The following is a 25997-nucleotide window of genomic DNA, read 5'->3' as shown; positions in this document are numbered from 1 at the left end:
GCTCCGGGAGCCCCCGTAGACTGGTCCATATGCGTCTGCCCGCCGATGATCCCACTGCCGACCCGACTGTTCGCCGTGCCGCCAGCGTGCGTGAGGACGGTGGCCGCCCCGAGGAAGGAGCCGGCCTGCGTGCCGTCCTGTGGGACATGGACGGCACCCTCGTCGACACTGAGCCCTACTGGATCACCGCGGAACGGGAGCTCGTGGAGCGCTTCGGCGGCGTCTGGACGCACGAGCAGGCCATGCGGCTCGTGGGACAGGCACTTCCCACCTCGGCCCGCCTCCTCCAGGACGGCGGAGTGGAGCTCGGCGTGCGCGAGATCATCGACACCCTCACCGCCCGGGTCGTCGAACAGCTCGGTGAGGCTGTGCCGTGGCGGCCGGGCGCCCGCGACCTGCTCGCTGCCCTGAGGGCGCGTGGCGTGGAGTGCGCCCTGGTCACCATGTCCGAAGCGCCGATGGCCCACCGGATCGTCGACCACCTGCCCGAGGGGACCTTCACCGCCGTCGTGACGGGCGACTCTGTCTCCCGCGGCAAGCCGGACCCCGAGCCGTACCGCCTCGGCTTCGAGCGGCTCGCCCACAGTGTCCCGGGGCTGGCCCTCGCCGAGTGCGTGGCCATCGAGGACTCCGTCCCGGGGGCCACCTCCGCCGTCGCCGCGGGGCTCGCGACCGTCGTCGTGCCCAACGCCCTCGCGGTGCCCGTGCACCTCGGCGCCCGCCATTGGGAGACCCTCGAGGGGCGGACGCCAGGAGACCTCGCCGCCGCACTGCGCGCCTCCCTCGCGACGGCCCAGGCCGGGAGCACCGCGTGAGCGGCGGCCACCAGGCGGAGAGCAGGCGTGAGGGCATTCCCCTCGGGCGCATCGCCGGCGTGCCCATCGTTCTGGCCTACTCGTGGTTCATCGTGGCCGCCTTCACGGTGGTCGTCTACGGGCCGACGCTCGCGAACCGGCAGCCCCAGCTCGGTGCCGCCGCCTATTTCGTCGCCTTCGCCTACGCGGTCCTGCTGCTCCTGTCCGTCCTCGTGCACGAGCTGGCCCACGCCCTCACTGCCCGGGCCTTCGGGTGGCCGAGCCAGAAGATCGTCCTGAACCTGTGGGGCGGCCACACGCAGTTCGAGGCGTTCACCGCCTCGCCCGGCCGCTCAGTGCTGGTCGCCCTCGCCGGACCCGCCGCGAACTTCGTCCTCGCGGCCGCCGCGTGGCTTGTCGTCAGCGGCGTGACGCTCACCGGGGTCGCGGACATCCTGGTCAACATCTTCATGTGGGCGAACTTCCTCATCGCGGTGTTCAACGTGCTCCCCGGCCTTCCCCTCGACGGCGGCCGGATCGTGGAGAGCGCGGTGTGGAGGGCCACCGGCTCTCAGGAGAAGGGCACCATCGCCGCCGGCTGGACGGGCCGGGCGATCGTTGTGGGCATCGTGGTCCTCACCGTTGCCCTCCCGGTCGCCAGGGGCCAGGAGCTCGACCTGCCCTTCACCATGATCACCCTCCTCGTCGCGGCCTTCCTCTGGCAGGGCGCCACCGCCTCGATCCGCCACGCCGGGTTCAGGTCGCGCCTGCCGGGCGTGGTCGCCGGGCAGCTCGCGCGCCCCGCCGTCGGCGTGCCGAACTTCGCCACCGTGGAGGAAGCGGTGCGGGCCGGCGCGGAGGCGGGCATCGCCGTCGTCCTCTGCTCGCCTGACGGCAAGCCGCAGGGAGTCGTCGACCCCTCCGCGGTCTCGCGCGTGCCCGAGGCGGCACGGAGCACGACGCCGGTCACGGCCGTCGGCTATGCCCTCGCCCCGGGTGCCTACGTTCCCGAGACCGCGGCCGGACAGGAGCTGGTCCAGTACCTTGCCCAGCTGGCCGGCACCGAGTACGCCGTCGTGGACGGCAGTGGACGCGTGGTCGGTCTGCTGAGCCAGCGCGACGTCGTCTCCGTCATCTCCGGCCGTCCCGTCCGCCCCGCCCGTTAGCCCCCGAGAGGACCCCATGAGCTCCAGCCCCCAGCCCACCACCACGGACGGACCCACCGGCGCGGCGTCGCGCCGAGGACCGTTCCGCGCGGGCGAGCGCGTGCAGTTGACCGACGAGCGCGGCCGGATGAACACGATCACGCTGGCCGAGGGCGGGGCATTCCACACCCACAAGGGCTTCCTCAACCACTCCGAGATCATCGGCAGGCCGGACGGCTCGGTCGTGACCAACACGGCCGGGCACCAGTACCAGGCCCTGCGTCCGCTCCTGAGCGACTTCGTCCTCTCCATGCCCCGCGGCGCGGCCGTGGTCTACCCCAAGGACGCGGGGCAGATTGTGACCATGGCGGACATCTTCCCGGGCGCACGGGTGGTTGAGGCCGGCGTGGGCTCCGGTGCGCTCTCGATCTCCCTCCTGCGCGCCGTGGGCGACGGCGGGTACCTCCACTCCTTCGAGCGGCGCCGCGAGTTCGCGGACATCGCACAGGGGAATGTGGAGACGATCTTCGGCGGCCCACACCCCGCGTGGCGGATCTCCATCGGCGACTTCCAGGACGAGGTGGTCGCGGCGGAGGAGCCCGGAAGCGTGGACCGGGTGGTCCTGGACATGCTGGCCCCGTGGGAGTGCCTCGACGCCGTGGCCACGGTCCTGGCGCCAGGAGGGGTGTGGATCAACTATGTCGCGACGGCGACGCAGCTCTCCCGCACGGCGGAGGCGATCCGTGCCGACGGCCGGTTCACGGAGCCGGACGCGTGGGAGTCGATGGTCCGGGGGTGGCACCTCGAGGGCCTCGCGGTGCGCCCCGAGCACCGCATGGTCGGCCACACGGGCTTCCTCCTCGTCACCCGCCGACTCGCCGAGGGCGTCGAGCCTCTCGTGCGCAAGAAGAGGAACAAGGCGGAGTTCAGCGAGGAGGACCTCAACGCCTGGACGCCCGAATCCATGGGCGAACGCGCTGTCTCCGACCGCAAGCTGCGCCGTGCCGCACGCGACGCGAGGGCCGGGAACTCCGAGGCCTGATGCCTCCCGTCCACCATGCGGAAACCTGCATGTAACTGTTCGGTTTCCAAGGACTGTCGCAGGGGTACCTCGGGACCATGCCGCGCTAGTGTCGTTTTATGAGGGGTTCCGGCGCTCGCGCCGGGGACCCCGGCGGCCCGACGGGCGGCATGGACGAAGAGGACGTGGTTGCGATGGTGGAGAACGGACAGGCAGGCACCGGCCCCGATGCGGTGCCCCCGAGCGCACATGCGGAACAGCTGAGCATCGCCGAGCGGCAGATCAACGTGCTCCGGGACAAGCTGCGCGCCGTCGACCGGCAGCTCGCCGCCGCGACCGGGAACAACACGCGCATGACCGAGATGCTCAAGACCGCCAAGGCGGAGATCCTGCGCCTCAAGGCGGCACTCGAGCATGAGGGGCAGCCCCCGTACTCGTTCGGAAGCATCGTCCAGCTCAACCGCAGGCGGCCAGCCGGAGGAGCGTCCGCGGCCGTGACCGAGGAGAGCGTCGACGTCGTCACGAGCGGCCGGAAGATGCGCGTGGGGCTGAGCCCCCTCGTGAGCCTCGCCGAGCTCGCGGTCGGCCAGGAGGTCCTCCTCAACGAGGCCTTCGAGGTGGTGGCCGGACTCGGATACGAGCGCTCCGGAGAGCTCGTGACGATCAAGGAACTCCTCGGCAACGACCGGGTCCTCGTGATCGGCCGCGGAGACGAGGAGCGCGTCCTGAGGCTCTCGGGCCCGCTCCAGCTCGAGCGGCTCCGGGTCGGCGACGCCGTGTCTGTGGACAACCGCACGGGCTATGCCCTCGAGAAGGTGCCCCGATCCGAGGTCGAGAACCTCGTCCTCGAAGAGGTCCCGGACATCAGCTACCAGGACATCGGCGGCCTCGCCTCGCAGATCGAGCAGATCCGCGACGCGGTGGAGCTGCCCTTCCTCCACCCCGACCTGTACCGGGAGCACGGCCTCAAGGCCCCCAAGGGCATCCTGCTCTACGGCCCTCCCGGATGCGGCAAGACCCTCATTGCCAAGGCCGTCGCCAACTCCCTGGCAGCCCGCGCCATGGAGCGCGCGGGGAACGCGGACGTCAAGAGCTACTTCCTGAACATCAAGGGACCCGAGCTGCTCGACAAGTACGTGGGCGAGACCGAGCGGCACATCCGGCTCATCTTCGCCCGTGCCCGTGAGAAGGCCTCCGACGGCAGCCCGGTGGTCGTCTTCTTCGACGAGATGGACTCGCTGTTCCGCACCCGCGGCACCGGCGTCTCCTCCGATGTCGAGACGACGATCGTGCCGCAGCTGCTGAGCGAGATCGACGGTGTGGAGCGGCTCGACAACGTGATCGTCATCGGCGCCTCGAACCGCGAGGACATGATCGACCCGGCGATCCTGCGCCCGGGGCGCCTTGACGTGAAGATCAAGATCCAGCGTCCGGATGCCGAGGCCGCCGCGGACATCTTCTCCAAGTACCTCACGGACGACCTCCCGATCCATGCCTCGGACCTCGCAGAGCACCACGGAGACAGCCAAGCGACCGTCGCGGCGATGATCCAGCGCACCGTCGAGGCCATGTACGCCACCGAGAAGTCCACCGAGTACCTCGAGGTCACCTACGCCAATGGCGACACCGAGATCCTGTACTTCAAGGACTTCAACTCCGGGGCAGTCATCCAGAACGTCGTGGACCGCGCGAAGAAGGCCGCGATCAAGGAGCTCCTCACCACGGGCTCCAAGGGACTGCGCATGGAGCACCTCCTGCGCGCCGTCGCGGACGAGTTCCGCGAGCACGAGGACATGCCCAACACGACCAACCCCGACGACTGGGCGCGTATCTCCGGCAAGAAGGGCGAGCGGATCACCTACATCCGAACGATCGTGCAGGGCAAGGGCGGTGCCGAGCCGGGCCGGACGATCGAGACGACGCCCAGCACCGGGCAGTACCTGTAGGGGGTGCCGTGAGCAGCGATGTGAGCCCCGGCCTCCCGGCCGGGGGAGCCCAGCGCGTCATGGGCTCGGAGACCGAGTTCGGGATCCACGCCCCGAACTCGCCGGGCGCCAACGCGACCTACCTGTCCTCGCAGGTGATCGCCGCGTACGCGCGGCTGACCCGTTCGCGGCCGGCTGATCCCGGCACGAGCTGGGACTACACCGACGAGACGCCCCTGCGGGACGCACGCGGCTGGTCGGTGCCCCGGTCCCGGGCGCACCCCGACCAGCTCACGGACGAGCCTATCCTCACCGCCGAGGCCGTCGCATTGGCGCACGGGCCGGCGGAGATCGAGCTCGACGGCGACCAGGAGCCGGCGCTCATGAACCTCGTGCTCGGCAACGGCGCGCGGCTCTATGTGGACCACGCGCATCCGGAGTACTCCTCCCCGGAGGTGACGAATCCCCGCGACGCCCTCCTCTGGGACCTCGCCGGCGACGCCGTCGCGCTGTCCACGGTGCGGGCCCTCGCGGCCGAGTCCGCGCGGGAACCGGTCAACCTGTACAAGAACAACACGGATGGGAAGGGAGCCTCCTACGGCTCCCATGAGAACTACCTCGTGCCGCGTGCCGTGCCGTTCTCCGATCTTGTGGCAGGGCTCATCCCGTTCTTCGTCTCGCGGCCCCTCGTGTGCGGATCCGGGCGCGTCGGCCTCGGCCAGGACGGTTCCGGGCCCGGCTTCCAGATCAGCCAGCGGGCCGACTACTTCGAGGCCGAGGTGGGCCTCGAGACGACGATGCGGCGCCCGATCATCAACACCCGTGACGAGCCGCACGCTGTCGCGGACAAGTACCGGCGCCTCCACGTGATCGTCGGGGACGCCAACGTCAGCCATGTGGCCAACTACCTCAAGTTCGGCATGACGGCGCTTGTCCTGAGCCTGATCGAGGCCGGCAGGGCCCCCCAGGTCGAGGTCCATGAGCCCGTCATGGCCATGCACCGGCTCAGCCACGACACCGATCTGGTCGAGAAGGTCCGCCTCCTCGACGGCAGGCACGTGACGGGGCTCGAGCTGCAGTGGATGTACTTCGAGGCCGCGGCCAAGCTGGCCGCCGACACCGGGGTTGCGTCTGCCGACGGGGGCGACGGGCACACTGCCGAGGTGCTGCGCCGCTGGGAGAAGGCCCTCACCGACCTGGGCGGGGACCGGGACGCCGCGGCCGGCTATGTCGAGTGGCTCGCCAAGCTGCGGGTGCTCGAGGGCTTCCGCAGGCGGGACGGGCTCGCATGGGGCGACGCACGGCTGGGCCTCGTCGACATCCAGTGGTCCGATGTCCGTCCGGAACGGGGGATCGCGCTCAGGCTCGCCGCACGCGGGGCCCTCGAGACGATGGTCGACGACAGCTCGATCGCGGCGGCCGTCGTCGAGCCCCCGCCCGACACGCGGGCCTGGTTCCGCGGCACGAGCATCAAGCGCTTCCCCGGGAGCGTGGTGAGCGCGAGCTGGGACTCCGTGGTCTTCTCCCAGCCGGGGAGCTACCGGCTGCAGCGCGTGCCCACCCGCGAGCCGCTGCGCGGCACCAAGGCCCTCACCCACGCGCTCTTCGACGAGCATGCCCGGATCGAGGATTTCCTCGCTGCGCTGCTCGGCGAACGACGCACCTAGGGAGCACTGCCATGCGGGCGCGTCCCCGATGACACGGTGGGGAAAAGTGACAGTATAGGGATCAGGAGACCTAGCAGGAACGGCCCCGCTCGGGGCACCGACGCAAGGAGGCGGCCATGGCCGGCCAAGAGCAGAAGAGCACAGAACCGCGCGGCGAAGAGGAGGCCGTGGACGTCGACGTCCCCGCGGCCGCCCCCGGTGGCGCCCAAGACAGCGACAGCACCCAGGGCGTGGACGATCTCCTCGACGAGATCGACAACGTCCTCGAGACCAATGCCGAGGAGTTCGTGCGAGGCTTTGTCCAGAAGGGCGGGCAGTAGGGCACACATGAACGATTTCCTCGCCGAGCGCGTCGTCTCCGCCGCGACCTCCTCCTTCACCGAGCACCTCGCGGCCACCAGACCGGACCTCCTGCCCTTCAATAGGACCCTGCCAGTCGACGCCGCGGCGGCATTGCCGCACGCCGCCCCGCAGGCGACGACGATCGTCGCTCTCGCGTTCGCCGGCGGTGTCCTGATGGCCGGGGACCGTCGCGCGACGATGGGGAACATGATCGCGAGCCGGCACATTGAGAAGGTGTTCCCGGCGGACCGCTTCTCTGTACTGGGCATCGCCGGAACCGCGGGGATCGCCATCGACATCGCCCGCCTCTTCCAAGTCGAGCTCGAGCACTACGAGAAGATCGAGGGCACGCTCCTGAGCCTCGAGGGCAAGGCGACCAGGCTCGGAGCCATGGTGCGCGGCAACCTGCCGCTCGCAATGCAGGGGCTTGCGGCAGTCCCCCTCTTCGCGGGCTTCGACCTCGAGAACGCCACAGGTCGGCTGTTCTCCTACGATGTGACCGGCGGCCGCTACGAGGAGCTCGAGCACCACTCCGTCGGCTCCGGCTCAGTCTTCGCACGAGGCGCGCTCAAGAAGCTCTGGAGTCCTGGCCTTGCGGAGCAGGACGCCGTGCACGTCGCGCTCGAGGCGCTGTACGACGCCGCCGACGACGACTCTGCCACCGGAGGGCCAGATCCCGTCCGGCAGGTCTGGCCCGTGGTCTACACCGTCACCCGGCTCGGAAGCCGCCGCGTCGCCGAGCGGGAGCTCGCAACCACCGCGGAAGCTATCCTCGCCGAACGCAGCATCGCCCGACGGGAGGCCTGAGATGACGCAGCAGTTCTACGTCTCGCCCGAGCAGCTCATGAAGGACCGGGCGGACTTCGCGCGCAAGGGCATCGCGCGCGGCCGCTCGGTGGTGGTCCTCAGCTGCAGGGAGGGCATCGCCCTCGTCGCGGAGAATCCGTCACCCTCGCTGCACAAGGTGGGGGAGATCTACGACAAGATCGCCTTCGCGGCGGTCGGCAAGTACAACGAGTTCGAGAGCCTGCGGCAGGCAGGCGTCCGCTATGCGGACGTGAGGGGCTACTCCTACGACCGGGAAGACGTGACGGGCCGCGGCCTCGCCAGTGTCTACGCCCAGAGCCTGGGTGCCGTCTTCACGGCGGAGCAGAAGCCCTTCGAAGTGGAGCTCACCGTAGCCGAGGTCGGCAGCGACGTCGATCACGACCACCTCTTCCGGCTCACGTTCGACGGCTCGATCGCGGACGAGAGGCGATTCGTGGTGATGGGCGGCAACGCCGAGCGTGTCGCCGAGGCCGTGATCGGCGGCTGGACCTCGGAGGCGGCCTTCGACGAGGCGATCCGGCTCGCGGCTCGCGCGCTCCAGGAGGACCGCACCGAGCCGATCACCCTCGAGGTCGCCGTCCTCGACCGCGATTCGGAGACGACGCGGGGGAGCCGGCGGGCCTTCCGCCGCATCAGCCCCGACGAGCTGGGCGGCATCCTCGACGGCACTCCCGAGCAGGCGGTCTAGGCGATGGATCGTCGCATCTATGGGGTCGAGACGGAGTTCGGCATCGCCTACTCGAGTCCCCAGGGCCGGCCACTGGCCCCGGAGGAGGTGGCGCGGTACCTCTTCCGCAAGGTGGTCAGCTGGGGCCGCTCGTCCAACGTCTTCCTCGGAAACGGCTCGCGGCTGTACCTCGACGTGGGCTCCCACCCCGAGTACGCGACCGCCGAGTGCGACGACATCGCCCAGCTCATCGCCCACGACAGGGCGGGGGAGCGCATCCTCGTGGACCTCATCGCCGAGGCGGAGCACCGGCTCGCCGAGGAGGGGTTCGACGGCCACGTCTACCTCTTCAAGAACAACACCGACACCGCTGGCAACTCCTACGGCAGCCACGAGAACTACCTCATTCCGCGCCGCACCGAGTTCTCGCGCCTCGCGGAGGTCCTCATACCGTTCCTCGTCACGCGGCAGCTCCTGTGCGGCGCGGGCAAGGTGCTGAGGACGGCGCAGGGTCCTGTCTACGCGTTCTCCCAGCGGGCCGACCACATCTGGGAGGGCCTCTCCTCGGCGACGACCCGCTCGCGCCCCATCATCAACACCCGGGACGAGCCCCACGCCGACGCCGAGCACTACCGCCGCCTCCACGTCATCGTGGGCGACTCGACCATGTCCGAGACGACCACGATGATGAAGGTCGGCACCGTTGACCTCATCCTGCGCATGATCGAGGCCGGCACCGTGATGCGGGATGCCAGGATGGAAAATCCCATCCGCAGCATCCGCGAGATCTCCCACGACCTCACGGGCAAGGCGCCCGTGCGCCTGGCCAACGGCCAGCAGTCAAGCGCGCTGGCCCTCCAGCAGATGTACCTCGAGAAGGCCAAGGACTTCGTCGCTGCCCACGGTGCCCACACCCCGCATGTCGAGCGCATCCTCGACCTGTGGGAGCGTACCCTCGAGGCCATCGAGTCGCAGGACACTCGCGCCATCGACACCGAGGTGGACTGGGCGATCAAGGGCAAGCTGATCGACCGCTACCGCGAGGCCCACGGCGTGGACCTCGACTCGGCACGGATAGCCCAGCTGGACCTCACGTACCACGACATCAGCCCAGAGCGAGGCCTGTTCTTCCTGCTCCAGCGCCGCGGCGCGGCCGCACGGGTGGTCGACGAGGCCGCCATCTCGGAGGCGACCACTACGCCCCCGCAGAGCACGAGGGCCCGGCTGCGCGGCCGGTTCGTCAAGGCCGCACAGGCGGCCGGGGTCGACTACACGGTCGACTGGGTGCACCTCAAGCTCAATGACCGGGCCCACCACACGATCCTGTGCAAGGATCCGTTTGCGAATGAGGATCCGCGGGTGGATGAGCTCCTCGATACCCTCAGGCCCTTCACAGGCTGACCGGGTACCCTGCTTTAGGCCCTTTCGGGCAGTCCGCCGCCACGCCGCGTGGCGGGATCCCCCACAGGAAGTTGACCAGTGCGCCGTCTCCTCGCCCTGCTGCTGCCGCTTGCCCTGTTTGTGGCCGGCTGCGGAAGCTCTCCCGCGCCGTCGGCCCCGACGCCGTCAAACGCCGGCCAGGTGGCCGCGCTCGACCAGCTCAAGGTGACCCCGGGCGACAAGGCCCCCACGGTCGACTTCCCGAAGCCGCTGTCGGTGAAGGATGAGACCTTCAAGATGCTCCAGGAGGGCAACGGCGACGCCGCGAAGGCGGGTCAGACCGTCGAGATCGGCTACGTGGCGCTCAACGGTGCGGACGGCTCCGTTCTCGAGGACACCTTCAGCAAGGGAACCTCGGAGAAGGTCGAGCTCAGCGACCAGCTGAAGCAGGGCAGCGCGGTGGTCTACAACGGCCTGGTCGGCGCCAAGGTCGGCTCCTACGTCGCGTACGCGACCCCGGCCCAGCCCACGAGCGAGGACCCCGAGTCCGCCGCGTCGACGCTGCTCGTGATCAAGATCCTCTCGGTCAAGGACACCGTCCAGCCCCTCACCAAGCCTGAGGGGGACGCCGTGACGAACCTGCCGGCAGGCCTGCCGAAGGTCACGACGGATGACAAGGGTGTTCCGCAGATCGACGTCAAGGGCGCCAACAAGCCCACCGACGTGGTGGCGCAGGACCTCATCACGGGCCACGGGGACAAGGTCAAGGAGACCGACACCATCGTGGCGAACTACGTCGGCGTGAACCTCTCGGACGGCACGAAGTTCGACTCGAGCTACGACCGCGGCCAGCCCGCGACGTTCAGCCTCCAGGGAGTCATCCCCGGCTGGACTAAGGGACTGGCCGGCAAGACCGTCGGCTCCCGAGTACTGCTTGTCATCCCGGCGGCCCAGGCCTATGGCGACCAGGGCCAGGGGAAGGCGAAGGGCGACCTCGTGTTCGTCGTCGACATCCTCGGCGTCAAGTAGTGTTGCCTCGCGTCAGGTAACCGCACCACCCCATCAGGAGGCCCCATGTCCTTCGGACAGCGCCAGTACGACCGCCAGAAGCCCGAGATCGAGTTCCCCGAGGGCGACGTTCCCACCGAGCTGAAGGTCATCGACCTCATCGAGGGCGACGGCCGGGAAGCCACCGCGGGGGACACCGTCTCGACCCACTACGTCGGCGTGGCCTGGTCCACGGGTGAGGAGTTCGACTCCTCGTGGAACCGCGGCACCCCGCTCGACTTCCGTGTCGGTGTGGGACAGGTCATCCAGGGCTGGGACCAGGGCCTGCTCGGCATGAAGGTCGGCGGCCGCCGACGCCTCGAGATCCCCTCCGAGCTCGCGTACGGCTCGCGCGGCGCGGGCGGGGCAATCAAGCCGAACGAGGCGCTCATCTTCGTGGTGGACCTCGTCGGCGTCCGCTGAGTCCCACCACGCACGACGACGGGCGGCGGGCAGCGCATGCTGCCCGCCGCCCGTCCGCATCACCGCCGCCGATTTGCCGATAGCCTGCTGACTGTGTCCGAAGCGAAGACGTCCCGGCTCCTGAACCTCCTCATTGCACTGCTCCATACCGAGCTGGGGCTGTCGAGGGACAGGATCCTGAGGGACGTCTACGAGCATCCCATCGCCTTCGGACAGACGGCCGATGAGAACGATCCCGAGACCGCCGCGGTGCTCCGCAAGTTCGAGCGGGACAAGGCCGACCTGCGCGCCATGGGCGCGGTGATCCTCGAGGAGCTCGGGTTCGAGCGCTGGGACAGCGACCAAGAGGTCCCGAAATACCGGATCGACCCCAAGGGCTTCCGGCTCCCACCGCAGGAGTTCACGCCCGAGGAGGCCACGTGGCTGGCCCTCGCCGCCCTCGCGTGCGACGACGCCGTGGCCGGTGCTGACGCGCAGCGGGCCCTGCGGCGTCTCGAGGCCGCGGGCGCGCTGCCGGAGACCCCGCCGTCCCAGGTCCAGCCGCGGGTACGGCTCGACCCCCATTGGACGGCGTTCTCAGACGCCGCCACCCGAGGTGCGGAGGTCACGTTCGACTACCACGCCACGAGCACAGGCGAGACCCGGCGTCGGCATGTCCAGCCATGGGGCCTGGGCCAGCGCTACGGGCAGTGGTATCTCGCAGGCCACGACGTGGACCGCGGGGCACTGCGCGTGTTCCGGCTCTCGCGCGTACGGGGCGGTGTGGAGATCGGCGCGCCGGACGCCTTCGACCCGCCAGGCGAAGGCGCCGTGCATGAGGCCCTCAACGGGCTCGACGAGCTTCCCGAGCAGATTGCGACGCTGCGGATCGCGGAAGGGCGCGCCTTGGACCTCCGCCGGGAGTGGAAGCCGTCGGGAGCCGGCGATGGGTTCGACGAAGGCACGTTCGCGTTCCGCAACCTCGGCGTTGCCGCCGAGCGGCTCGCCGGGTTCGGTGACGCGGTTGCGGTCCTGGACCCGCCCGAGCTGGCAGACGCCGTCGCCGGGCTGCTGCGCGGCGCGCTGGCCGCTCTGGGCACGCCCGGTGCCGCCGAGGAGCAGACGAAGCAGGAGGCGCGCCGGGTCACCTCCGGCTCCGAAAGGCTCGAGCGCCTCATGGACCTCGTGCCCTTCCTCGTCGCGGGACCGGTCACCGTCGACGCCATCGCCGAACGGTTCGGCATCACGCCGCGACGCGTCCGCCAGGAGCTGGAGCTCCTCGCCGAGGCCGGACCCATCGATTCGGCGGGCTTCCAGAGCTACATCGACGTCCGGGAGGACGACGGCGTCGTGACCCTGGCCAACGCCGAGGAACTCTCCAGGCCCAAGAGGCTCTCCCCCGGGGAGGCAGTGGCGCTCCAGCTGGGCCTCAAGGCCCTCCTGCCCCTCGCCCCGCGCGAGTCGGCCCCCGCGCTGCTGCGGCTCGCAGACCGCGTCGGGGCGAGCACCGTGGAGGGCCGCCGCGGCCTCCCGCAGGTCGATGTGCGCTCGGAGCCTCAGCGCAACGCAGAGCTGCTCCCGATGCTCGCCGCCGCCGCCGCATCGGGGAGCACCGTCCGGCTGCAGTACCTGAACACCACCAAGGACGAGGTGACCGAGCGGCTCATCACTCCGCTGGGGATCTTCTCCGATGCCGACCGCTGGTACGTCAACAGCTTCTGCCACCGGGCCCGTGGGCGCCGGATCTTCCGCGTGGACAGGATCCTCACGGCCGAGGAGGGCGATCCGGTGCCCCTTCCCCCGGAGATCGACCGGGGAGCCGACACCTCGTTCATGGGCGGACCGGGCGATCTCGACGTCATGGTGCGTCTCGCCCCTGAGGCGCGATGGGCGGAGACCAGCTTCGACTCCCAGGACGGGCGCGATCTGGCCGACGGCAGCCGCCGTGTGCGGCTGCGCGTGGCCGACCTCAACTGGCTGCCCTCGTTCCTCGCTCCATTCGGGGGAGCGGCCGCCCTGGAGGGGCCGCCGCAGGCCGTGGAGGCGTGCCGAGGGTGGCTCGTGCGTGCGCTCTCCGCGTACTCGGGCCCCTCCAGCACCCGCTAGGCTGGCAGGCGTGCCGTGGTGGTCGTGGATCCTCATCTGGGTGGCGCTGGGCGCCTGCGCTCTCGCAGTGCTCCTGCTCGGTGCGCTGTATCTGTTCCGCAAGGGCGCCGCGCTCGTGCGCGGTGCTGGTGAGGCGCTCGAGCAGGTGACGGTGCGGACCGGACCTGAAATGGCCGGCGTCGCGGCGGACGGCGCCCCGTCCGTGCACGACGACGGTCCAGCCGCTCCTGCGGGACGTCCAGGGGGCGCGGTGTTCGCCGATCCTGCGCGCATGCGCCGGGAGTACGAGGACGGCCGCGAGCGGCGGAGGCTGGCCCGGCGGGACCGACGCGTCGCGCGAAGGCGCGAGCGGGGCCAGATGCAGTCTCTCCGCGACCTCGGCCTCAACTAGACTTGTAGCAACGAAAGGATTCCCCGTGGGACGACTCTTCGATGGCCCCTGGCCCATCGTCATCATCATCATTGTTGCGCTGCTCCTCTTCGCCGCGCCCAAGCTGCCTGCGATGGCCCGTGCGCTCGGGCAGTCCATGCGCATCCTCAAGTCCGAGGTCAAGGAGATGAAGAACGACGGCAAGGACACGCCGTCGTCGCAGTCCTCCGAGGCCGACCGCGAGCAGCCCGTCGAGGGCAAGGTCATTCCCCCGAAGGGCACTGACCGGGCCGACGGCAGCGCTGGTCCTTCCTCGCGCGCCTGAGGTGGCCACCGCCAAGGGGAGGAAGGCCAACCCCGAGGGGCGGATGCCGCTCCTCGAGCACCTCAGGGAGCTCAAGAACCGGCTCATCAAGTCCGCGATCGGCGTGGCCCTCGGAGCGATCGGCGGATGGTTCCTCTACGACCCCTTCCTGAAGGAACTCGAGAGGCCCGTCGAGAACATCTCGAACATGACGGGCGGCACGTCCTCGATCAACTTCTCCACGATCGCGTCGCCCTTCGACTTCAAGCTCCAGCTCGCGATCCAGATCGGGCTCGTCATCTCGAGCCCCGTCTGGATCTACCAGGTGTGGGCGTTCATCATGCCGGGCCTGACCTCGAAGGAGAAGCGGTACACGCTGGGCTTCATGCTCGCCGCGGTGCCGCTGTTCCTCGCAGGCATCTGGGTCGGATGGCTCGTCACGCCCCAGGTCGTGAGGGCACTGACGCAGTTCACCCCCTCCGGCTTCTCGAACATCATCGACGGGCGCGAGTACGTGGACTTCGTCACGCACATGTTCCTGTTCCTCGGCATCGCGTTCCTCGTGCCGGTCATCCTCGTCGCGGTGAACATGGCCGGGCTCCTGGCCGGGAAGACCATCCTCAAGGCGTGGCGCATCACGGTCTTCCTCGTGTTCGTGCTGGCAGCTGTGGCCGCGCCCGGCGCCGATGCGATCTCCATGTTCATGCTCGCGGTGCCGTTGCTGGCACTGTTCTTCGCGGCCATCGGGATCTGCATCCTCAACGACCGCCGTCGTGCACGGCGCACCGCGCAGCTCACCGCGGAGACGGATGCGACGGCTGACACCCCGACCTCGCAGGCGGACCTCGAGAACCTCTGAGCCAGACGCGGGGACTAGGCTGGGGACATGTCCAGCCCCGCCGAGAGCATGTCACCCGCCGAACGCTATGCGGCGGATGCGAGGCGCAGGGCCCTGGCCAAGACCGAACTCGGCGCCTTCGCCGCCACGGTCGATTTCCCCCTGGACGAGTTTCAGCTCGAGGCCTGCCGCGCGCTCGAGGCCGGCCGGGGAGTCCTCGTTGCCGCGCCGACGGGCGCCGGGAAGACCATCGTGGGGGAGTTCGCGATCCACCTGGCCCTCCGTCAGGGCCTCAAGGCCTTCTACACGACACCGATCAAGGCGCTCTCCAACCAGAAGTACAACGAGCTCGTCGCCGTCCACGGGGCCGAGCACGTGGGCCTCCTCACCGGGGACACGACGGTCAACGGAGAGGCCCCCATCGTCGTCATGACCACCGAGGTCCTGCGGAACATGCTGTACGCGGACTCCGACACCCTCGCTGGGCTGGGCTATGTGGTAATGGACGAGGTCCACTACCTTGCGGACCGATTCCGCGGGGCAGTGTGGGAAGAAGTGATCATCCACCTTCCCCGCGACGTCCGCGTCGTCTCGCTGAGCGCGACCGTCTCCAACGCCGAGGAGTTCGGGGCCTGGCTCGACACGGTCCGGGGCGAGACCGACATCATCGTCTCCGAGCACCGTCCCGTGCCCCTGTGGCAGCACGTGCTCGTCGGGCGGCAGCTCGTGGACCTGTTCTCCACCCGCCAGCAGTTCGAGGCGCTGGCCGACGTCCATGACCACGACGGCGCGGGAGCGGAAGCCGAGCCGAGCAGGGCTCCCGAGGGCGAGGCGAGCGTCTCCGAGCTCACGGCCGTGAACCCCGAGCTGGTCCAGCTCTCCCGGCGAGAGTCCCAGCAGCTGTACCGCGGCCGGTTCGGACACGGCGGCCGCGCGCGACGGCGCGAGGAGCGCCAGCGCGGCGAGAAGCAGTCCCTGCGCGCGGGCCAGGCCGGAGGCGGCCCCGCGCTGCCGGGAACCCGTGCGAGCCGGCCGCAGATGGTGCAGACGCTCGAGCGCCGCGGCCTCCTGCCGGCAATCGACTTCATCTTCTCCCGCGCGGGCTGCGACGCCGCGGTGCAGCAGTGCCTGGACGCTGGCCTGGACCTCACGACCCCTGCCGAGAAGGCCGAGATCGCCGCCGTCGTCGAAGCCGCGGCTGCCGATATCCCGCCTGCAGACCTTCCCGTGCTCGGCTTCTGGAGCTGGCGCGACGGCCTGGCGCGCGGCCTCGCGGCCCATCACGCTGGCCTCCTGCCCACCTTCAAGGAGACGGTCGAGAAGCTCTTCGCCGCCGGCCTGGTCAAGGTGGTCTTCGCCACCGAGACGCTCGCGCTCGGCATCAACATGCCTGCCAAGAGCGTGCTCATCGAGAAGCTCGAGAAGTTCAACGGCGAGGCACACGTCGACATCACGGCAGGGGAATACACCCAGCTGACCGGGCGCGCGGGCCGGCGCGGGATCGACGTGGAAGGCCACGCCGTGGTCCAGTGGCGTCCCGGCCTCGATCCCTCGGCCCTCGCCGGGCTCGCCTCACGCCGCACGTACCCGCTGAACTCGAGCTTCCGCCCCACCTACAACATGAGCATCAATCTGGTGGCCCAGTTCGGCCGCGAACGTGCCCGGGACATCCTCGAGAGCTCCTTCGCCCAGTTCCAGGCGGACCGGTCGGTCGTGGGTCTCGCGCGGCAGGTCCGGAGCCGTGAGGAGTCCCTCGCGGGCTACGAGAAGGCGATGACCTGCCATCTGGGGGACTTCGCTGAGTACTCGCGGATTCGGCAGGAGCTCAGCGACACGGAGAAGTACGCCTCACGGGCCGCCGGGCGCGCGCGACGCGCCATGACTGTGGACTCGCTGGCGCGCCTCGTCCCGGGGGACATCGTGGAGATCGGCGAGGGACGCCTCTCGGGAAGTGCAGTGGTCCTCAACGCCGACACGAATGCGCGCGAACCGCGTCCCCAGGTCCTGACCTTCGACAGGAACCTGCGCCGGATCGGCCTGCACGACATCTCGGGCCCGGTCGAGCCCATCGCCCGCATCCGCATCCCCAAGAGCTTCGATGCGAAGCGCCCCAAGGACCGCCGCGACCTCGCCGCGTCGCTGCGCCACGCCGTCGAACGCGCCCGCCTCGAGGGGCCCGACGACGGCGCGAAGCCGCGCCGCTCCCGCCGGGACTTCGCGTTCGCCGGCGGCTACGAGGACACCGAGAAGCGCATCACCGAGCTGCGCCGGCGGCTCCGTGCCCATCCCTGCCACGGCTGTGCCGAGCGGGAGGACCACGCACGGTGGGCCGAGCGCTGGATGAAGCTCCGCCGCGAAACGGACCGTCTCGTCGAGCAGATCCAGGGCCGGACGAACACGATCGCCAAGACGTTCGACCGCGTCTGCGAGGTCCTCGAGGCCTACGGGTGCCTTGCGCCGGGCGATGAGGGTCCCACGGTCACGGCGTTCGGACAGCAGCTCCGGCGCATCTACGGCGACAAGGACATGCTCACGGCCCTCTCGCTCCGCAAGGGTGCCTTCGACGACGTCGACGCCGCTGAGCTGGCCGCGCTCGTGAGCATCCTCGTCTACCAGGCCAAGCGCGAAGAGCGTGGCCTCACCCCGAAGATGCCCAGCATCTCGCTCGACGTCGCGGTGGACATCGTGCTGCGGGAGTGGTCCCAGCTCGAGGACGCCGAGGAGCAGCACCGGCTCCCGCGCACCTCGGAACCGGATTTCGGGCTCGTGTGGCCCATGTACAAATGGGCGCGCGGGCGCGAGCTCCAGAACGTCCTGAACGGCACCGAGCTCGCTGCCGGGGACTTCGTGCGCTGGGTCCGCCAGGTCATCGACCTGCTCGACCAGCTCGCGGACGTGCCGGGCACAGAGCCCCGGCTCAGGCGCCTGTGCCACGAGGCCATCGGCCTGCTGCGCCGCGGCGTCGTGGCCTACTCGGCCGTCTCCGACTAGGCCGCCGGCAACACCAGACTGAAGCGAAGGGATCCTCCATGCCGCACGAGCGCCCGCTCACCCTGTACCGCAACGGCTCGGTGTACTCCGCAGCCGATCCGTTCGCCTCGGCGATGCTCGTCGACTCAGGCACCGTTGCCTGGGTCGGTTCGGAGCAGGCGGCCACCTCCATCGCCGACAGCCGCATGGAGGTCGTGGACCTCGACGGCGCGCTCATTGCTCCCGGGTTCATCGACTCGCACGTGCACATCACGGAGACCGGCCTCAGGCTCGCATCCCTCGACCTCGCGTCGGTGCGCTCGGCGACCGAGCTGCTCGACGCCGTCGCCCGCGCCGCAGCCGGCCTCCCCGGGGACGGGGTCCTGCGTGGGTTCGGCTGGGACGAGTCCAGCTGGGCCGATCCCACGCTTCCCGGTCCTGAGGAGCTTGGCCGGGCGGCGGGCGGCCGGCGGGCGATCCTGAACCGGGCGGATGTCCACTCGGCGCTCGTGTCGCCGGCACTGGCCGACGCCGCGGGTGCGGCCGGTTCAGCAGGGCACGACGGCGCGCGCGCTGCGGGGGACGCCCTCTACGCGGCGCGGGAGGCGTCGCGGCCCTCGGAGAGGGAGACTCAGGTGCTCCAGTCGCAGGCCATGGAGCACGCGGCCTCCCGCGGCTACGTGGGACTGGTGGAGCAGGCCGCGCCTGGGATCTCCGGGGCCGACGACCTCCGGCTCCTGATGCGTCGCGACCTGTCCGCTGGCCCCGAGGTGGTGGCGTACTGGGGACAGGCGGTGTCGTCGCCGCAGGAGGCCCAAAAGGTCTTGGACGACCTCGGAGTGCCCGTCCGTGGGCTCGCCGGCGACCTGAACATCGACGGGTCCATCGGCAGCAGGACCGCCCTGCTGACCGAGCCCTACGTTGACGCACCGGACACCCGGGGCCGTGCCTTCCTCACGGTGGAGCAGGCCGGCGCGCACCTCGCGGCGGTCTCCGCGGTCGGCATCCAGGGCGGCTTCCACGTGATCGGCGACGCCGGGCTGCAGCTCGCGCTCGACGGGCTGCGGATCGCGTCGGAGGCGGTCGGGGCGTCCGCTGTGCGCGCGGCGGGGCATCGGCTCGAGCACGTCGAGATGGCCAGCGAGGCAGCAGCCGCGGCCCTCGCCCAGTACGGAGTGACCGTCAGCGCCCAGCCTCTCTTCGACGCGGTGTGGGGAGGTACGGGCGGCCTGTATGAGCAGCGTCTCGGGCACCGCCGTGCCGGGATGAACCCGTTCCTCCGGTTCCACTCGGCCGGCGTACCGCTGGCCTTCGGGTCCGATTCCCCAGTCTGCGCCCTCTCGCCTTGGGAGAGCATCCGCGCCTGCCTCCAGCACTCGGATCCGGATCAGCGCATCTCGGCCCGTGCGGCGTTCCTCGGGCACACAAGGGCGGGCTGGCGCGCGGTGAAGCACCGTAACCCGCTGATGGGGCAGCTCGTGCCGGGAGCTCCCGCGAGCTTCGCCGTGTGGCGCGTCGACGAGCTCATGGTGCAGGTGGCCGACGAGCGCGTCCAGGCGTGGAGCACGGACCCCCGCGCGAGAACCCCCCTGCTGCCTGCCCTCGACACGGAGGGCCTCCCGGAGTGCCTCCAGACTGTGCACGAGGGGCGTGAGATTTTCCGCAGCGAATCCTTCGGGCGTCAGCCCGCGCGCTGATCTGGGACAACGCGAGAAACCGCAGGTGAACGGACGGTTGACACCGGTGCCTGAGCCCGTAGTATCGGTGAATCGGGCTTTTGTGAGTCCGGGGCAGGTCCGGTTCGCCGAGCACCTTCGGGGGATCTAGGCGTCAGGGCAGGCCCGTGCGTCCGTAGAAAACAGTGCACAGGACCGTCCAGCTGCCGGCCTTGTGGGACTGGCCCGAAGACGCACGGGCCTGTCAGTCCGGCTGGCTATAATGGGCCTTTGCGCCTTCCGGCGCGTCGCCTGATCCAGCCCCTGAAAGGCCCTTCGTGCGCATCCTCACGATCATCCCCACCTACAACGAGCTCGATTCGCTGCCCAAGACCCTCGGCCGCCTGCGGTCCGCCGTGCCGGCATCGGACGTGCTGGTGGCGGATGACAACAGCCCCGACGGCACCGGTGCCCTCGCCGACCGGATCGCGGCGGAGGACTCCCAGGTGCACGTGCTGCACCGCAAGGGCAAGGAAGGCCTCGGCGCCGCCTACATCGCCGGTTTCCGCTGGGCGCTCGAGCGCGACTACGACGTGATCGTGGAGATGGACGCCGACGGCTCCCACCGCCCCGAGCAGCTCCCCGCGCTCCTGGCCGCCGTCGACGAGGGCGCAGACCTCGTGATCGGCTCCCGCTGGGTCAAGGGCGGCTCGGTGGTCAACTGGCCCTTCTACCGCCAGCTCATCTCGCGGACCGGCAGCACCTACGCCCGGCTCATGCTGGGGCTGCCGCTCAAGGACATCACCGCCGGCTACCGGGCCTTCCGCCGCACGACCCTCGAGAAGCTCGACTTCGACGCGGTGGAGTCGCGCGGATACGGCTTCCAGGTGGACCTCGCCTGGCGCGTGGTGAAGATGGGCCTCAAGGTCGTCGAGGTCCCCGTGACGTTCGTGGAGCGCGAGCTCGGCTCGTCCAAGATGAGCGGCAACATCGTGGTCGAGGCAATGCTCAACGTCACCAGGTGGGGGCTCGCGGAGCGCTGGAACCAGCTGGCCCACCGAGGCGGCGAGCGCCGGGGCTAGTCCCTGGGGCGCACGTCGGAGCAGCTGCTCCCGCGGCCACGTAGCGTTGGCGTTGGAGCCGACGGGAGAGACGCGTGCAGCAGAACGCCGGAGGCGGGAACCGCAAGGTTCCCGCCTCCGGCGTTCTGCTGGAGTGCTGTGGGCTCAGCTGGTCCGCTCGCCGCGCTTGCTGCGGAGGAGGTCGAGTCGATCGGAGAGGATCTGCTCGAGCTCGGGGATCGAGCGGCGCTCGAGGAGCATGTCCCAGTGCGTGCGCACTGCCTTGGCGTTCGGGTCGGTGGGCCGCTCGCCGTCGACGAGGAAGGCTTCCTTGCCGGTCTTCGACGTCCACACCGGCGGAATCTCCGCCTCGGAGGAGAACGTCACGAAGACCTGCTCGCCGTCCTCGCACCGGTACTCGACCCGCTGACGGGGCGCCGGCTCGACTCCGGCCTCGGTCTCCATGGACTGTGCGCCCAGACGCATGCCGCGCAGGCTGCGGTCGCTCATCTCTACTCCCTCACGTTCTGCCGGTCGTGCACTTCCGACGCATATCCCAACGTGTATCCGGGGCGGGCTGTTCCCGCGCACCCGGCACCGCCGGGCCGACCTCCCATTATAGGCGGCCCGGCGTGCGCCGCGCTCGTCAGGCGGGGCCCTGGGCCCTCGGAGGATCCTGCGGATCCGGTATATCGAGATCCGGCACGTCCAGGTCGATGATCCCCCGATGGTCGTTTCCGAGGTCGACGCCCGGGTGGTGCTGCAGGATCCGCTCCGCCTCGGCGTCGAGCTCGGAGCGCCGCGCGGCCTCCTCCTCGAAAGCGCGGGCGTCCGTCTCGAGGCTGTCACGCTCCGTCTCGGGCCCGGGGGCGGGACGGCTGGGCGTCTGCCCCTGAAGGCCCTGCCCGACGTTGCCGATCGCTCCGCCGATGCCCTTGAGGGCCTCGCCGACCTCGCTCGGGATGATCCACAGCTTGTTCGAGGTGCCCTCGGCGATCTTGGGCAGCGTCTGGAGGTACTGGTAGGCGAGGAGCTTCGGATCCGGGTCGCCGCGATGGATGGCCTCAAAGACCTTCTGGATCGCCTGAGACTCACCGTCCGCCCGGAGCACCGCGGCCTTCGCCTGGCCCTCGGCCTTGAGGATCTGGGCCTGCCTCTCGCCCTCGGCCGTGAGGATCGCGGACTGCTTCGTGCCCTCGGCAGTCAGGATGAGCGCGCGCCGGTCACGCTCGGCACGCATCTGCTTCTCCATCGAGTCCTGGATCGAGTGCGGCGGCTCGATCGCCTTGAGCTCCACGCGGGAGACGCGCAGGCCCCAGCGGCCGGTCGCCTCGTCGAGGACGCCGCGGAGCTGGCCGTTGATCTGGTCCCGGGAGGTGAGGGCCTCCTCGAGGTTCAGGCCGCCGACGACGTTTCGGAGGGTCGTGATCGTGAGCTGCTCGACCGCCTGGATGTAGTTGGCGATCTCGTACGTGGCCGCCCGCGCGTCCGTGACCTGGAAGTACACGACCGTGTCGATCGAGACGACGAGGTTGTCCGAGGTGATGACGGGCTGGGGCGGGAACGACACGACCTGCTCCCGCAGGTCGAGGAGCGGCAGGAGCCGGTCGACGAACGGAATGAGGATGGTCAGCCCGGGAGTGAGCGTGCGCTGGTACTTCCCGAGCCGCTCCACGACGCCTGCGCGCGCCTGCGGGATGATCCTCACCGACTTCATGAGGACCGTGGCGACGAACAGGATGACGGCGATAACGACGACGAGCAGGAGGATGGCTCCGACGTCCATGGACTTGCTCCCTTCGGGAGTGGGGGGGGTGGTGCCTAGCTTCGGTAGGGCGAGGTGGAGCCGCTCGGAGCGACGACGGCGGTGGCGCCGTCGATGGCGACGACCTTCACGAGGTCGCCGGGGAGGAACTCGCCCCGTTCGGCCCGGGCGGTCCAGACGTCGCCGCCGATCTTGACCAGGCCGCGCGCGGCGTCGACCGGCTCCACGACGGTCGCCGAGGTGCCGATGAGCCTGTCGACGTTGGTGCGGGCATCCTCGATGCCCGGCCGCATGTGCTTCACGGCAACGGGGCGCACGAAGGCGATCATGGCGACGGACACGACGGCGAACACCAGGCCCTGCAGCCAGGCCGGGCCACCCAGGAGGGCCGTCACGAGTGCCGCCAAGGCGCCGCCCGAGAGCATGACGAAGACAAGGCTGAGGCTGAGCATCTCGATGCCGCCGAGGACGAGTGCCAGCACGAGCCACACCATCCACGCGTTGTGTTCGAACCAGTCCATCCCGTCCCTCCCGGCGCAGCGGACTCCTGCTTCCACACTAGCCCAGCCGCGGCACGCCGAACCGGTCCGGCGGGTTGCGGTTCGAACAACTCCCGCCGAAGCCGGACCAGGGCGTCCTCAGACTGCCACAAGCGGTGGCTCAGCGGATCCTGCGGGCGCTTCGCCCGCCGCGTCACGGAGCGCTGTGACGGCTGCCCTGAGCGCTTCCGGGCTGGCGGTGAAGGGCAGGCGCAGCCGGTGCTCGAACGCCCCGTTCACCCCGAACCGCGGACCCGCCGTGAGGGCCACCCCGTGCCTCCGCACGGCGAGCACGAGGCGTGAGGAGGACAGCGGCGAGCAGTCCGCCCAGAGTGCCATGCCGCCGTCGGCCGGTGGCACGCGCCACTCGGGGAGATGGTCCGCGAGCGCGGTGGTGAGCGCTCCCAGGCCCTCGCGGAGGCGTGCCGACCGCTCGGCGACGAGGGCGTCTTCGCGTCCGAGCAGCTCGCTGGCCACAAGCTGCTCGAGAACGGGAGTCCCGAGGTCGAGGCCGGTGCGGGCCTGGGCGAGCCGGGCCACGAGGGCGCGCGGTGCGCGGATCCATCCCACGCGCAGACCGCCCCACGCGAGCTTGGACAGGCCTCCGAGCGTCACGGCCGACGGTGCGAAGGCCGCGAGCGGGGGGAGAGGGCCGCGGGAGATGTCAAGGAGGGCGGTCGTCTCATCCGCGATGAGGAGCGTCCCGCTCATCGCCGCGCTGCGCGCAAGTGCCTCGCGCTCCGGGACGCTGAGGCTCGCACCTGTCGGATTCTGGAAGTCCGGCATGACATAGGCCAGCGCGGGCGAGGCTGCGCCCAGGGCCGCCGAGAGGGCGTCGAGGTCCCACCCCGACGGATCGACGGGAAGCGGGACAAGCCTCGCCCGCGCCGCGAGCAGGGTGTCCATCGCGTGCGGATAGGTGGGCTGCTCCACGGCTGCACGGTCCCCAGGGGACAGGAGGGCACGGGCGAGCAGGGCGATCGCATGCTGGACGCCGTTGGTGATCATGATCTGGTCCGGATCTGTGGGGAGGCCGCGGCGCGCGAAGTGTTCCGCGACAGCCACCCGCAGCACCGGCAGTCCCACGAGCTCGTATCCCGAACGGGCCAGCTCGGGGCCTAGCGCCTCCACCGCGCGCACGGCGCATTCGGCGACGATGCTCGCTGCGGGCATGGCCGCCTTCGTCAGATCGAGGACACCCCCGGCATCCGGTGCCGGCACCGCTGGAGGACCGGGGATCACGACGTAGCTGCCGGAGCCCCGCACGCTCTCGAGGCAGCCGAGCTCCCGCAGCCGTGCGTAGGCGGCGGCAATCGTGGTCCTCGACAGCCCGAGCCCGACGGCGAGGTCGCGCTCGGCGGGGAGCCGGGTTCCGTCCGGCAGTCGGCCGTCCAGTGTGAGGAGGCGGATCCGCTCGGCAAGCTCGGAGTAGGCGGGACCGGGGCCGGCCCACGAACCGAGGAGCACGGCGAGGCGCTGGGATGTGACGCGGGCCATGATGCCACCCTAGCGGAATTGGCCCTATCGAAAGATGCCACTTCTGACGAGGATGGAACCCATGACCCGATTCCCCAGACTCGTCCTCGGCCTCTTCCTCTACGGGATCGCGATCGCCCTGCTCCTGCGTTCGGGGCTCGGGTCCTCGCCGTGGGATGTCCTCTCGCAGGGCGTCGCCCGCGTGACCGGGCTGAGCTTCGGCGCGACGACCGTGGCCGTCAGCATCGTGGTGCTCGCCCTGTGGATCCCGCTGAGGCAGCGGCCGGGCTGGGGCACCCTGTTCAACACCCTGCTCATCGGCCCGTTCGCAGATCTCGGCCTGGGTCTGATACCCGCCGCACAGGGCCTCGCGTGGCAGGCCGCGGCCCTCGCCTGCGGCCTCATCCTCCTTGCCGTGGCCTCCGCCCTGTACATCGGGGCAGGTCTTGGCCCAGGGCCGCGCGACGGCCTCATGACCGGCCTCGTCGCCCGCACCGGCCGGCGCGTGTGGGTGGTGCGCTCCGCGATCGAGCTCTCGGTCGTGGCGCTCGGCTGGCTGCTCGGCGGCCCCGTCGGGATCGGCACCGCGGTCTTCGCATTCGGGATCGGCCCGCTCATCCAGGCGGCGATGTGGGCGCTGCGGGTGGACCTCGCGGGCGGTGGGCGCAGGACGGTCCAGGACAGGCCCGCGTCCGCGGCTGCCGGATGTGAGGGAGACGCGGAGGAGCTCGGAGTCCGCGAGGCCGCGGCTGGGGTCAGCGGCGCGTCAGGACGCTGAGCTCGACGGCGGCGGTTGCCGTGAGCTGCTCGTTGCCCGCCATCTCCTCGAGGTCCTCCCGGGCGGTGTGATGGCCCGCAGGGCCCATCTGGACGAGGTCCGCCGCGGCCGAGGGCGCCAGGACCACGGGGAAGCGCAGCTCGCGGCGTGCCGTCCGGGCGTAGTTCTCGGAGGCGGCCTGCTCGAGAGCCTCGGCCTTGCCCTCCGGAACGGCGAGGAGGGGAAGCCGGTCGCGCAGCTCGCCCAGATGGTCCGGCAGCGGCGTCACGGCGACGAGGAGCCCGCCGCGCCGCGTCACGCGTGCGAACTCGGGCAGATTCCGCGGGGCGAAGACGTCCAGGACCGCGTGAACGCTTGCCGCGGCGAGGGGGAGTGGACGCCAGAGGTCCCAGACTGCCGCCGTGACACCCGGGAGCCGGGCAGCCCTGCGCAGAGCGTGCGCCGAGAGGTCCAGCGCGACGGCGCGGGGCCGGCGTCGTGCGCGAGCCTCGCCCGGCGCGCCCGGCTCCGCACGCACACCGTCGCCCAGCCGGTCGAGCACGGCCGCGAGATAGTGCCCCGTGCCCGCCCCTGCATCGAGGAGTGCTGCGTCCCGGGGGAGCGCCGAGCAGGCCTCTGCCACGGCGTCGGCAATCGGGGCGTAGTGCCTGGCGCCCAGGAAGCGGTCCCTCGCCGCGACCATCTCCGGGGTGTCCGGAGTGAACCTGCTCCTGCGGCCGGTGAGGAAGTTGACGTAGCCGTGCCGTGCCGCGTCGTACCGGTGGCCCTCCGCACAGACGAGGACCCGCGGCCCGCTCGCCGCCGGATCCCAGTCCGCACCGCAGTGGGGGCACAGCATGAGGTCGAGGGAGTCCGTGAGCACGGCCACCATCGTATCGGCGCGGGCCTGTAGGCTGCCGCATCGGATGCGTAGTATC

Annotated in this window: 24 protein-coding genes; 19 read left to right on the top strand and 5 right to left on the bottom strand. The window is 70.4% G+C overall.

Features of this window, described 5'->3' with window-relative positions; all coding sequences use genetic code 11:
- Positions 1–29: 29 nt before the first annotated feature.
- The 18 genes from IE231_RS00835 to IE231_RS00750 all read left to right on the top strand — a co-directional run bounded on the left by IE231_RS00835 (position 30) and on the right by IE231_RS00750 (position 20543).
- On the top strand, positions 30–815 hold the full coding sequence (locus IE231_RS00835) for an HAD family hydrolase (protein ID WP_189692040.1): 786 nt from the start codon (positions 30–32) through the stop codon (positions 813–815).
- Complete coding sequence (locus IE231_RS00830) at positions 812–1960, top strand: site-2 protease family protein (RefSeq protein ID WP_189692039.1); 1149 nt, start codon at positions 812–814, stop codon at positions 1958–1960. Before IE231_RS00835 ends, IE231_RS00830 begins: the two co-directional genes overlap by 4 nt.
- Positions 1961–1976: 16 nt before the next feature.
- Complete coding sequence (locus tag IE231_RS00825; protein ID WP_189692038.1) at positions 1977–2981, top strand: tRNA (adenine-N1)-methyltransferase; 1005 nt, start codon at positions 1977–1979, stop codon at positions 2979–2981.
- 173 nt (positions 2982–3154) lie between these two features.
- On the top strand, positions 3155–4906 hold the full coding sequence (gene arc, locus IE231_RS00820) for a proteasome ATPase (protein WP_374189396.1): 1752 nt from the start codon (positions 3155–3157) through the stop codon (positions 4904–4906).
- 59 nt (positions 4907–4965) lie between these two features.
- The gene (gene dop / locus IE231_RS00815; RefSeq protein WP_189692287.1) at positions 4966–6552 is read left to right on the top strand and encodes a depupylase/deamidase Dop; all 1587 of its coding nucleotides are present in this window, start codon (positions 4966–4968) and stop codon (positions 6550–6552) included.
- Positions 6553–6668: 116 nt separating this feature from the next.
- Positions 6669–6872 carry a ubiquitin-like protein Pup gene (locus IE231_RS00810; RefSeq protein ID WP_189692037.1) on the top strand — a complete coding sequence of 68 codons (204 nt, stop codon included), beginning with the start codon at positions 6669–6671 and terminating at the stop codon, positions 6870–6872.
- A 7-nt stretch (positions 6873–6879) separates the two neighbouring features.
- Complete coding sequence (gene prcB / locus IE231_RS00805; RefSeq protein WP_189692036.1) at positions 6880–7701, top strand: proteasome subunit beta; 822 nt, start codon at positions 6880–6882, stop codon at positions 7699–7701.
- 1 nt (position 7702) lies between these two features.
- Positions 7703–8410: a proteasome subunit alpha gene (gene prcA, locus IE231_RS00800; RefSeq protein WP_189692035.1), complete on the top strand. Its 708-nt coding sequence runs from the start codon at positions 7703–7705 to the stop codon at positions 8408–8410.
- Positions 8411–8413: 3 nt separating this feature from the next.
- On the top strand, positions 8414–9790 hold the full coding sequence (gene pafA, locus IE231_RS00795; protein WP_189692034.1) for a Pup--protein ligase: 1377 nt from the start codon (positions 8414–8416) through the stop codon (positions 9788–9790).
- Positions 9791–9868: 78 nt separating this feature from the next.
- The gene (locus IE231_RS00790) at positions 9869–10798 is read left to right on the top strand and encodes an FKBP-type peptidyl-prolyl cis-trans isomerase (RefSeq protein ID WP_189692033.1); all 930 of its coding nucleotides are present in this window, start codon (positions 9869–9871) and stop codon (positions 10796–10798) included.
- Between the two features lie 45 nt (positions 10799–10843).
- Positions 10844–11239 (top strand): FKBP-type peptidyl-prolyl cis-trans isomerase, encoded by a 396-nt coding sequence (locus tag IE231_RS00785; protein WP_189692032.1) that lies wholly within the window; start codon positions 10844–10846, stop codon positions 11237–11239.
- Positions 11240–11332: 93 nt separating this feature from the next.
- Positions 11333–13324, top strand: coding sequence for a helix-turn-helix transcriptional regulator (locus IE231_RS00780; protein WP_189692031.1), 1992 nt, complete (start codon positions 11333–11335; stop codon positions 13322–13324).
- Between the two features lie 10 nt (positions 13325–13334).
- On the top strand, positions 13335–13715 hold the full coding sequence (locus IE231_RS00775; RefSeq protein ID WP_189692030.1) for a hypothetical protein: 381 nt from the start codon (positions 13335–13337) through the stop codon (positions 13713–13715).
- Positions 13716–13740: 25 nt separating this feature from the next.
- A complete protein-coding gene (tatA, locus tag IE231_RS00770; protein ID WP_189692029.1) occupies positions 13741–14019 on the top strand; it encodes a Sec-independent protein translocase subunit TatA in 279 nt (92 codons plus the stop codon).
- 43 nt (positions 14020–14062) lie between these two features.
- Complete coding sequence (gene tatC, locus IE231_RS00765) at positions 14063–14857, top strand: twin-arginine translocase subunit TatC (RefSeq protein ID WP_189692286.1); 795 nt, start codon at positions 14063–14065, stop codon at positions 14855–14857.
- A 27-nt stretch (positions 14858–14884) separates the two neighbouring features.
- Entirely contained in the window at positions 14885–17827 is a 2943-nt protein-coding gene (locus tag IE231_RS00760; RefSeq protein ID WP_189692028.1) for a DEAD/DEAH box helicase, read from the top strand.
- Between the two features lie 38 nt (positions 17828–17865).
- Entirely contained in the window at positions 17866–19503 is a 1638-nt protein-coding gene (locus IE231_RS00755) for an amidohydrolase (RefSeq protein WP_189692027.1), read from the top strand.
- 296 nt (positions 19504–19799) lie between these two features.
- On the top strand, positions 19800–20543 hold the full coding sequence (locus tag IE231_RS00750; protein WP_189692026.1) for a polyprenol monophosphomannose synthase: 744 nt from the start codon (positions 19800–19802) through the stop codon (positions 20541–20543).
- 144 nt (positions 20544–20687) lie between these two features.
- Here IE231_RS00750 and IE231_RS00745 read toward each other — a convergent pair whose 3' ends face one another.
- From IE231_RS00745 to yczR, 4 genes are all read right to left on the bottom strand, one after another.
- On the bottom strand, positions 20688–21032 hold the full coding sequence (locus tag IE231_RS00745) for an RNA polymerase-binding protein RbpA (protein ID WP_189692025.1): 345 nt from the start codon (positions 21030–21032) through the stop codon (positions 20688–20690).
- Positions 21033–21168: 136 nt separating this feature from the next.
- Positions 21169–22308 carry an SPFH domain-containing protein gene (locus tag IE231_RS00740; RefSeq protein WP_229866407.1) on the bottom strand — a complete coding sequence of 380 codons (1140 nt, stop codon included), beginning with the start codon at positions 22306–22308 and terminating at the stop codon, positions 21169–21171.
- A gap of 35 nt (positions 22309–22343) precedes the next feature.
- Positions 22344–22808 carry an NfeD family protein gene (locus tag IE231_RS00735; protein ID WP_189692024.1) on the bottom strand — a complete coding sequence of 155 codons (465 nt, stop codon included), beginning with the start codon at positions 22806–22808 and terminating at the stop codon, positions 22344–22346.
- Positions 22809–22925: 117 nt separating this feature from the next.
- Positions 22926–24323 carry a MocR-like transcription factor YczR gene (gene yczR, locus IE231_RS00730; protein WP_189692023.1) on the bottom strand — a complete coding sequence of 466 codons (1398 nt, stop codon included), beginning with the start codon at positions 24321–24323 and terminating at the stop codon, positions 22926–22928.
- 61 nt (positions 24324–24384) lie between these two features.
- On the opposite strand from yczR, the gene yczE reads away from it, so the two are divergent.
- Positions 24385–25080, top strand: coding sequence for a membrane protein YczE (gene yczE, locus IE231_RS00725; RefSeq protein ID WP_189692022.1), 696 nt, complete (start codon positions 24385–24387; stop codon positions 25078–25080).
- Here the strand turns inward: yczE and IE231_RS00720 are convergent.
- Positions 25058–25942 (bottom strand): class I SAM-dependent methyltransferase, encoded by an 885-nt coding sequence (locus IE231_RS00720; RefSeq protein ID WP_189692021.1) that lies wholly within the window; start codon positions 25940–25942, stop codon positions 25058–25060. The two genes, yczE and IE231_RS00720, sit on opposite strands and share 23 nt — an antisense overlap.
- Positions 25943–25997: the final 55 nt, after the last annotated feature.

It is taken from the genome of Sinomonas cellulolyticus, assembly GCF_014656475.1.
GTDB lineage: Bacteria > Actinomycetota > Actinomycetes > Actinomycetales > Micrococcaceae > Sinomonas > Sinomonas cellulolyticus.
Note: the sequence above shows the minus strand (reverse complement) of the source record. Positions and strands in the feature narration are given on the sequence as shown.